The sequence below is a fragment of the Neorhizobium sp. BETTINA12A genome (assembly GCF_023006485.1).
GTDB lineage: Bacteria > Pseudomonadota > Alphaproteobacteria > Rhizobiales > Rhizobiaceae > Neorhizobium.
The window spans coordinates 1-8,197 of sequence record NZ_JALBGW010000195.1 but is presented as its reverse complement, the minus strand read 5'-3'; the positions used below and the strand labels follow the sequence as shown (position 1 = coordinate 8,197).

Annotated in this window: 9 protein-coding genes and 1 pseudogene; 4 read left to right on the top strand and 6 right to left on the bottom strand. The window is 62.3% G+C overall.

Features of this window, described 5'->3' with window-relative positions:
* From MOV61_RS26535 to lgt, 5 genes and pseudogenes are all read right to left on the bottom strand, one after another.
* Nucleotides 1-376 (bottom strand): annotated as a pseudogene (locus MOV61_RS26535) (hypothetical protein); the annotation flags it as partial.
* A gap of 81 nt (nt 377-457) precedes the next feature.
* Nucleotides 458-1,609, bottom strand: coding sequence for a Xaa-Pro peptidase family protein (locus MOV61_RS26530; protein ID WP_038544206.1), 1,152 nt, complete (start codon nt 1,607-1,609; stop codon nt 458-460).
* Between the two features lies 1 nt (nt 1,610).
* Nucleotides 1,611-2,405 (bottom strand): peptidoglycan editing factor PgeF, encoded by a 795-nt coding sequence (pgeF, locus tag MOV61_RS26525; RefSeq protein ID WP_247138724.1) that lies wholly within the window; start codon nt 2,403-2,405, stop codon nt 1,611-1,613.
* A 132-nt stretch (nt 2,406-2,537) separates the two neighbouring features.
* Nucleotides 2,538-3,638 carry a class I SAM-dependent methyltransferase gene (locus MOV61_RS26520; protein WP_038544202.1) on the bottom strand — a complete coding sequence of 367 codons (1,101 nt, stop codon included), beginning with the start codon at nt 3,636-3,638 and terminating at the stop codon, nt 2,538-2,540.
* A gap of 14 nt (nt 3,639-3,652) precedes the next feature.
* Entirely contained in the window at nt 3,653-4,477 is an 825-nt protein-coding gene (gene lgt, locus MOV61_RS26515; protein ID WP_408962436.1) for a prolipoprotein diacylglyceryl transferase, read from the bottom strand.
* A gap of 219 nt (nt 4,478-4,696) precedes the next feature.
* Between lgt and MOV61_RS26510 the strand changes: the two genes are divergently transcribed.
* The 4 genes from MOV61_RS26510 to MOV61_RS26495 all read left to right on the top strand — a co-directional run bounded on the left by MOV61_RS26510 (nt 4,697) and on the right by MOV61_RS26495 (nt 7,487).
* Complete coding sequence (locus MOV61_RS26510) at nt 4,697-4,951, top strand: accessory factor UbiK family protein (RefSeq protein ID WP_007758074.1); 255 nt, start codon at nt 4,697-4,699, stop codon at nt 4,949-4,951.
* An 865-nt stretch (nt 4,952-5,816) separates the two neighbouring features.
* On the top strand, nt 5,817-6,317 hold the full coding sequence (locus tag MOV61_RS26505; protein ID WP_038544200.1) for a YbjN domain-containing protein: 501 nt from the start codon (nt 5,817-5,819) through the stop codon (nt 6,315-6,317).
* Nucleotides 6,317-7,135, top strand: coding sequence for a pyrroline-5-carboxylate reductase (proC, locus tag MOV61_RS26500; protein WP_247138722.1), 819 nt, complete (start codon nt 6,317-6,319; stop codon nt 7,133-7,135). The genes MOV61_RS26505 and proC overlap by 1 nt, the downstream gene beginning before the upstream one ends.
* Nucleotides 7,136-7,145: 10 nt before the next feature.
* On the top strand, nt 7,146-7,487 hold the full coding sequence (locus tag MOV61_RS26495) for a tRNA-binding protein (protein WP_247138721.1): 342 nt from the start codon (nt 7,146-7,148) through the stop codon (nt 7,485-7,487).
* A 27-nt stretch (nt 7,488-7,514) separates the two neighbouring features.
* Here MOV61_RS26495 and MOV61_RS26490 read toward each other — a convergent pair whose 3' ends face one another.
* Entirely contained in the window at nt 7,515-8,096 is a 582-nt protein-coding gene (locus MOV61_RS26490; protein ID WP_247138720.1) for a DUF1349 domain-containing protein, read from the bottom strand.
* Nucleotides 8,097-8,197: the final 101 nt, after the last annotated feature.

Below are 8,197 nucleotides of genomic sequence, written 5' to 3'. Positions count from 1 at the left end.
GTTGTTGCTGGGGTGCCGCGGTCGGCTGCTGCGCCTGAGGCTGCTGCATGGTCTGCTGCTGGCCCTGGCTCCCCTGGCCCTCCCATTGCGGCGGCTGGCCGGAGGAGGAGGGCGAGACGGCGCTGCCGGATTCCAGCGCCCGGGCCTGCGCTTCAAGCGTGCTCTGGGGGCCGGATTGATAGCCGCCGCTGCTGTTATAGGTTTCCGGCTGTGCCGAGCGGGCCATGCGGTCGGTTTCGGCCTGGGTGACGGGCGAGGAGGTTCGGGCTCCCCCGCCGCCGACATTCGTCTGTGGCGTCAATGCTTCCGTGGTGTTGCAGGAGGCAAGCGCAACCGCCAGCAGGGCAGCGGACAGCAGTGTTCCGAAAGGCCGCATACCCGTCTCCCGCCACAGATTCCTCGGCAGGAGCTTAGAGTTTGCTTTCCCAAACTGTCAATTGCCTGATTTTTTGAGCATTCAGCGCTGAATGAGCTCCAAAGCATGGCGGGAAAGTGGCTGCGGATCGCCTTCGGTCGTCAGGTAGGTGTGGCCGAGGGTCATCGCCGCGCCGCTGTCGGAATCCATGATGATCATGTGCACGAACAGCGTCATGTCCGGCAAAATCTCCTGAGGATTGCCGAAATGGAACATCTGGTGCTCCATCCAGGAGGGCGAGAAGCGCGCGCCGAGCGAATAACCGCAGGCGTTGAGGCGGTGGCGCGACAGGCCGCGTTCGTCGAGGATGCGGGCATGGGTGTCGAAGACGTCGCCGAATGTCTGACCGGGGCGCAGCACTTCCTCGATCGCCTTGATGGTTTCGAGGCAGGCCTTGTAGAGCTCGCGGTGGCGAGGCGACGGTTCGCCGACGATGACCGTGCGCATCATCGCCGCATGGTAATGCGCAGCGGTACCCGCCCATTCGAGCGTCAGCTGGTCGGTCGCGTCGAGCTTGCGGCGGCCCGCCTTGTAGCGGCAGAGCAGGGCATCGGCGCCGGAGCCGATGATGAACTCGTTGGCGGGGTAGTCGCCGCCGCCGAGAAAGACGGCGCCCTGCATTGCGGCGAGGATTTCCGCCTCGTCGCCGCCGGCCCTGATCAGCGGCAGCGCCGCATCGAGCGCGTCGTCGGCAAGTTCGGCAGCGCGGCGTGCAAAGGCGATTTCCGCCGGGCTTTTGACCAGGCGCAGAGCGCTGACCAGGTAGGAGGCGTCGCTGATCTGGCCGAAGGTGGCGAGCTGGTTATCGAGGAGGCGGGCGATGCGGCCGGTCATGCCGTGGGTATCGTATTCGACGCCGATCCTGGCGCCGAGCAGGTCCATGTCGCTCAACAGGTTCTTGAGGTCGAGGGTCGGATCGGCATTCACCCGGTCGACCCAGACGACGATGTTCTCGACGATCGAGGTGTGGCGGGCCTGGCGCAGGTCGGCGGAGCGGGTGAGCAGTGTCATGCTGCCGTCCGCCTTGACGATCAGGGTCTGGAAAAAGCAGTAGCCGAACGTGTCGTAGCCGGTTAGCCAGTACATGCTTTCCTGGGCGAAGATCAAAAGCGCATCCAGCTTGTCGGCGCGCATCTTCTCCGTCAGCCGCGTCAGCCGGTCGGCGTATTCGCTCCTCTCGAAATGCAGGGCCATATCAATTCTCCTGAAGTGCGATTGCTGAAATCTGACGGCCGTAATCCGGCTCTTTGGCATGGGTGGTGCGGCGGTAGGAATAGAACCGTTCCGCATCCGGATAGGTATCGAGGCCGAGGCTTTCCGCCCGCACCCCGGCATCCCTCAGCCGCCTTATGGTCAGCGAGGGCAGGTCGAACATAGAATGCCCCGTATTCGATGACGATGTGAAGAAGGCCTCGTAGGACGGGTCGTAACCCAGGAACCGCTCGACAAATTCCGGGCCGACCTCGTAGCTTGCCGGGCCGATCGAGGGGCCGAGGACCGCGGTAATGTTTTCCCGCGCGGCGCCCAGCGAGATCATTGCCTTGATTGTGTTTTCGAGCACGCCGGTCAGCGCACCCTTCCAGCCGGCATGGGCGGCACCGATCACGCCGTTCTCGCCGTCGGCAAACAGGATCGGGCCGCAATCGGCCGCAAGCACGCCGAGTGCCACGCCCGGCACACTCGTCACCATCGCGTCGACCTTCGGCCGTTCGCCGGCATAGGTCTCGTCGACGACGAAGACGTCTGGCGAATGGACCTGGTGGACGGTCGCCAGCTTTTCGACGGGCAGGCCGAACCAGGAGGCCACCCGGTTGCGGTTCTCGATCACCTTCTCGCGGTCGTCGTCAGAGCCGATGCCGACGTTGAGACCGGCGTACAAACCTTCGGAAACGCCGCCCTTGCGGGTGAAGAAGCCGTGACGAACACGGGCGCCGGCCCTGTCGTTCAACAGGGGGCTCTCGATCGGCTCCGGCAAGGGTCTGTCCCGCATCGGTGTTATCTATCCCGTTGATTTGAAGAGGTTTTGGGCTTCTCTCAAGGCATGCCCGCTGCTTCGATTTAGGGCGAGAGTGGCGCAAGAAAAGGGCGGATGTCAATCGGTTGATGAATTGACGGTCGCTGTTCACTCCACCGCGCGGAACGGCATCAGCTTCAATGCCGGGCTCGATACCGCGATGACTTTGAAGAGTTCGCCCATCTTGCCGGCACCTTCGCCGGCAAGCCGATCGACGGCGGCGGCGATCAGGCGCTGTTCGGTCGGCTCCTTGTCCTTGGCAAGCGCGGTCGCCCGCTCGGCAAGGCCGAGGCCGAACAGGAAATCACCCTGGTGCAAGCCGCCGTTCAAGTGCACGCCCGTGGAAACGGCAATGCGTGCGAGGTCCTCGAAGTCGACATGGCTGGTGAGGTCCGCTTCGCCGGGATTTTCGAGCGGCGGATCGTAGTCATGGTGGCGGATGGCTTGCAGCGTATCGCCGAAACCGGTGACCAGATGGCCGTAGTCGATGATCAGAGCCGTGCCACCGAAGGTCCTCAAGCGTTCGCACAGCGTCAGCATCACCGCCTGGCGGGCCGGCGACAGTTCGAAGATCGTGCCGTCGGGAATGCCGGCGAGGGGCGAGGGAAGGAGCTGCGGGTCGAGCGTCGCGACGCCGGCGGCAAAGCCGAGTTCATCTTCGGCGTTAAGGCCGACGAGACGTTCGCGAAAACCGGTCGGCGTCTTGACGAACTGGCGGATCGGGATCGCGTCGAACAATTCGTTGGCGGCGATCAGCGTGAAACCTTCGGGGACTTCCTCGAAACTGTCATGCCAGGAAATCTTGGTCGAGAAAGCCTCGAGCGTGATGCGCTGGACGCCGCGCAAACGCTCGCTGGTCTCGACCAGATGCACGTGCAGGTCTTCGAAAAAGCGCGGCGCGATGCGTTTGATCACCCGCAGCATGTCGGTCATCATCGTGCCGCGGCCGGGGCCGATCTCCACCAGCCGGACGCCCGTGGGCGTTCCGTGCTGTTGCCAGGCGTGCACCATGAAGACGCCGATCATCTCGCCGAACAACTGGCTGATCTCCGGCGCGGTGATGAAATCACCGTGACGGCCGAAAGGCTCGCGGGTGCGATAATAGCCGTATTCCGGATCGGCGAGGCACAGCGCGAAATAGTCGGTGACGCTGATCGGGCCGTTGGTGCGGATCAGGGTCTTGATCTTCTCTGTGAGGGGAGTGCTCACCGGGTGTGCCTCCCTCAAGCTTTCGCCGCGGACGTTGCCGCCGTGCGGGCCCGGACAATGGCCCAAAGGCCTGCTGCGATCATCGGCAGCGACAGAACCATGCCCATGGTCAGCCAATTGGTGCCGAGCAGATAACCGAGCTGCGCATCCGGCTCGCGGAAAAATTCCACAAAAATGCGGCAGAGCGCGTAACCGACGACGAAGGTGCCGGCGATGGTGCCAGGGACTTTCAGCGCCTTGAAACGGAAGATCAGCAGGGCGAGGACGAGTACCAGCACGATGCCTTCGAGGCCTGCTTCATAGAGCTGGCTCGGATGGCGCGCGAACGGGCCGCCGGTCGGAAAGACGACCGCCCAGGGCGCGCTGCTGAGGCGTCCCCAGAGCTCGCCGTTGATGAAATTGGCGATGCGGCCGAAGAACAGGCCGAAAGGCACGACGGCTGCGACCGTGTCGAACATGCTCCAGACCGGAATGGCATTGCGGCGGGCGAAGATGATCATCGCGATCGTTGCGCCGATGAAGCCGCCATGGAAGGACATGCCGCCGTTCCAGATCTCGATCGCGCGGATGGGGTTCGCGGCCACGGCCGCCATGTCGTAGAAGAGGATATAACCGATGCGGCCGCCAAGCACGATGCCGGCAGCGACCCAGACGAGGAAATCGTCGAGCTGGGCAGCCGTGATCGGCGACTGGCCGTCTCTCCACAGGGAAGCGTTGGCAGCCAGTCGACGCGCATAAAACCAGCCGAGCATGATGCCCGCGACATAGGCGAGCCCATACCAATGGATGGCGAGCGGGCCGATGGAGAAGGCCACCGGATCGATGTTCGGGAACGGCATCAGAGCGAAAAGATGAAGCGCTTCGTACAAATTACAGGGTCCAACCTAACGGCATTGCGCGGAACATGGCGTTGCGGCCATCGACGGTCAAGGTGAATCTAAGCGAGTGCTCATGCGAACGGTGGATGATGCTTGCAAGCGGCCCGCACAGGCCCTACTTGAACCCTATGGACATTCGCCGGCCGGATTGCCGGCCAGACGATATGGGAGTTCAGAACCATGGCAACCGGCACGAACCGCATTCTCGACGACTTCGCGCGGCTGATGACCGATGCCGCTGGCGCTGCCCAAGGGGTGCGCAAGGAGGTCGAAACCGCATTTCACGCCCAGGCCGAGCGGTTCCTCAACAGCATGGATATCGTCAAGCGCGAGGAATTCGAGGCCGTCCGCGAAATGGCAGCCCGCGCCCGCGACGAAAACGAAGCGCTGAAGGCGCGGATCGAGGCGCTGGAAGCCAAGCTTTCGGGGCAGTGATCTGCGTTTCCCGGGGACGATCTGCCTCTCTTGCGTAAAATCTAGCACTTAGCTCGTCAGCTAAGATGCTGTTTTTCTTTTCTCCTCCCATGGGGAGAGGAAAAGGGCGTACCCAATACCTTCCCCGCCCCTCCAAGCCCTGCCTACAATCCGCTTGCTTCCGTCGCCGGAGTGTTTCGCGAGACGTTCGCGGGCAGGCGGAGGCCGGCGCTTTCATCAAAACCGTAACGTGCGGGGATGGTGGAAGAGGTGAAAGCCATGGAGTGCTCGTTGCAAGACGACCATTCCTATCAAGCCTCCCCCGGACAGCCATGTCCGGTTCGGTTGAGCCGTGCAAGTGGCAGGCCTGTCCCGAAAGGATGGGCGCGAATGAAGCCACGCAGCGAGGCAAGATGATCACCTGTAGAGGCCGGAAGCCTCGAAAGAACGCCGAAGGCCACGCGAATGCGGAGCCACCATTAATAAATCATTCGAGGTTCCGCATTCGCGTGGGCTCTCCGATCGAACCGTGCCGAACAGATTTTCGGCGCGGGCGCAGGTGTTGAAACAAAAAAGTGACACCCTGTGGACACATTCAAAAAAGCCAGTGTCCAGAGTCGCTTATGACTCCGTTCTGATCCCCGTTGCGAACATGTTTCAAGTTTTGCCCATGTAAAAACCGGTGGAGGGGCTGGCAGCCGGACTCCGTCTAGGTACACTGATTTTAAAGGATGATTCGAAACGGCTTGGTAAGCTCCAGACAGGGTGACTGCGTTATTCTGGAAGCGTCGGACGATCATCGACAGTGTTGTTCCCGGTTACTGTTCGCGTGTTTTTGGCGTTTTACCGCACGAATTCGCATTCATTCCGGTCAAGAAGGTGCCGCATGACGCTTATGGAAATGGAAATCGAACGCCAGTCGAATCCGGTCGATATGATCGAATTCGTTGCTGCCTCGAACGATTGGACGTTCGAACGGTCGGGTGAAGACGAGATCGCCATGACCGTGGAAGGCCGCTGGACGGACTACCATGTTTCCTTCTCCTGGATGGAGGAGTTCGAAGCGCTGCATCTCGCCTGCGCTTTCGACATCAAGATTCCCGACGCTCGCGTCAATGAGGTCATCCGCCTGCTGAGCCACGTCAACGGGCAGGTGCTGATGGGCCATTTCGACGTATGGCGTCAGGAAGACGTGGTCATCTTCCGGCAGTCGCTGCTGTTGGCCGGCGGCGCCGAACCCAACAACCAGCAGGTCGAAGTGCTGCTTTCGAGTGCGCTCGATGCCTGCGAATCCTATTATCAGGCGTTCCAGTTTGTCGTATGGTCGGGCATGGAGGCGAAGGCCGCCATGGAAGCCGTTCTGTTCGAAACCGTGGGCGAGTGCTGATGGCCTCTGGTCAGTTGGGATCCATCATTCTGGTCGGCGCCGGCAATATGGGCGGCGCCATGCTGTCCGGCTGGCTGAAAAAGGGCGTGCCCGGCGCGTCCGTGACAGTCATCGACCCATCGCCTTCCGATGCGATGAAAACGATGATGTCCGAGGCCGGTGCGCATCACTTTACCGCGCTTCCCGGCGATACGTCCGCTGATATTCTGTTCCTTGCGGTCAAACCGCAACTGATGGATGCCGTTCTGCCGCCCTTGAAGCCGGTCGTCGGTTCCGGCACGGTCGTCGTTTCGGTTGCGGCCGGCAAGACGCTCGCCTATCTCGAAAAGCATCTCGGCAAAGCCGCCATGGTGCGTGCCATGCCGAATACACCTGCCATGATCGGCCGCGGCGTCACCGGCGCCTATGCCAATCCCAAGGTCACTGAAGCCCAGCGCGAAGCGGTGCAATCGCTGCTCAAGGTCAGCGGGCCGGTGGAATGGGTTTCAAGCGAAGCGGATATCGATGCGGTGACCGCCGTTTCAGGCAGCGGCCCGGCCTATGTGTTCTATCTCGTGGAGTGCATGGCGGAAGCGGGCCGGAAAGCAGGCCTGCCGGCGGACCTCGCCATGCGGCTTGCGCGGGAAACTGTCTCGGGGGCTGGCGAGCTCCTTCACCAGTCCCCGGACGACGCTTCCAGGCTTCGCCAGAACGTCACCTCGCCGAACGGCACGACGGCTGCGGCACTTGCCGTGCTGATGGCCGACGACGGCATGCAGCCGCTGTTCGACAAGGCGATCGCGGCTGCCCGCGACAGAGCCGAAGAACTCGGCGCCTGAGTGAGTTCGAATGGCTGAGGACATCACCTATTCCGACTTCGAAAAGGTGGACATCCGCGTCGGCACGATCGTCGAGGTCGAGGCGTTTCCGGAAGCCCGCAAGCCAGCCTTCAAGCTGAAGATCGATTTCGGCCCGGAGATCGGCATCAAGAAATCCTCGGCGCAGATCACCGTGCATTATACGCCGGAAACGCTGGTCGGCCGGCAGGTGCTCGGCGTCGTCAATTTCCCGCCGCGGCAGATCGGGCCGTTCCGCTCGGAAGTGCTGACCCTCGGCTTCGAGGACGAGAACGGCGCGATCGTGCTTGCCGCCGTCGAGCAGCCGGTGCCGAACGGCCGGAAGCTGATGTAACCGAGCGCTGATGCGCAGGGCAAATCGTCAGTGGATATCGCGGCTCTCGACCTCGCCGAGGCTGAACGACCGGAACTCCACCTCGAAACCTTCGCGTTGCGGCGAGCAGAAGGTCAGACCGACGGAGAGTTCGGTGAGTGCAGGCGGGAAATAAGCGAGCCGCGCCATGCGCCAGTCCGGCCGCGTATCGGTTCTGTACTGGATGAAGAGGGCGTCGCCCATGCGGGTGACGCGGACGAAGATCTCCTCGAAATCGTCGGTGAGCCGGAAGGCGGACCAGTCGGAGTGGCCGTTGGTCACCACAACGCTGAAATGGCGGGCGCCATCGGTGAATTCGATGCCGCATTTCATCCAGTGTTTTTCGTCATGACGGATCATCAGGCCGGCCTGGTCGTAGAGCGCCTCGTACCTCCCGACGAAGGAGGTTTCGGCGGTGAAATCGCCCTTTTGCGTCCGATGGAGGAAATGGCCGCTGTCGCGATGAAACCCGTAATAGGTACCCTGCCAGAAATCGGTTTCAAGGCCGGAGCGGGCGATCAGTCGGCCGTCCTCCTCGCGGCTTTCGGGCGGCGGGTTCAGCCAGGACATCTCGGAAAGGTCGATCGGCATCGGTTCCTCGTCAATGATCAGGCGGGGACGCGCACGACGGCGCGCAAGCCGCCGCGGGGGCTGTCGGCGAGGGTGACGTTGCCGCCATGGGCGCGGGCAAT

What these genes read in the sequence shown, in the direction of transcription:
- MOV61_RS26530 (WP_038544206.1), bottom strand. Translation starts at nt 1,609, where the DNA reads ATGGCCCTGCATTTCGAGAGGAGCGAATACGCCGACCGGCTGACGCGG.
- pgeF (WP_247138724.1), bottom strand. Translation starts at nt 2,405, where the DNA reads ATGCGGGACAGACCCTTGCCGGAGCCGATCGAGAGCCCCCTGTTGAAC.
- lgt (WP_408962436.1), bottom strand. Translation starts at nt 4,477, where the DNA reads ATGCCGTTCCCGAACATCGATCCGGTGGCCTTCTCCATCGGCCCGCTC.
- MOV61_RS26510 (WP_007758074.1), top strand. Translation starts at nt 4,697, where the DNA reads ATGGCAACCGGCACGAACCGCATTCTCGACGACTTCGCGCGGCTGATG.
- MOV61_RS26505 (WP_038544200.1), top strand. Translation starts at nt 5,817, where the DNA reads ATGACGCTTATGGAAATGGAAATCGAACGCCAGTCGAATCCGGTCGAT.
- proC (WP_247138722.1), top strand. Translation starts at nt 6,317, where the DNA reads ATGGCCTCTGGTCAGTTGGGATCCATCATTCTGGTCGGCGCCGGCAAT.
- MOV61_RS26495 (WP_247138721.1), top strand. Translation starts at nt 7,146, where the DNA reads ATGGCTGAGGACATCACCTATTCCGACTTCGAAAAGGTGGACATCCGC.
- MOV61_RS26490 (WP_247138720.1), bottom strand. Translation starts at nt 8,096, where the DNA reads ATGCCGATCGACCTTTCCGAGATGTCCTGGCTGAACCCGCCGCCCGAA.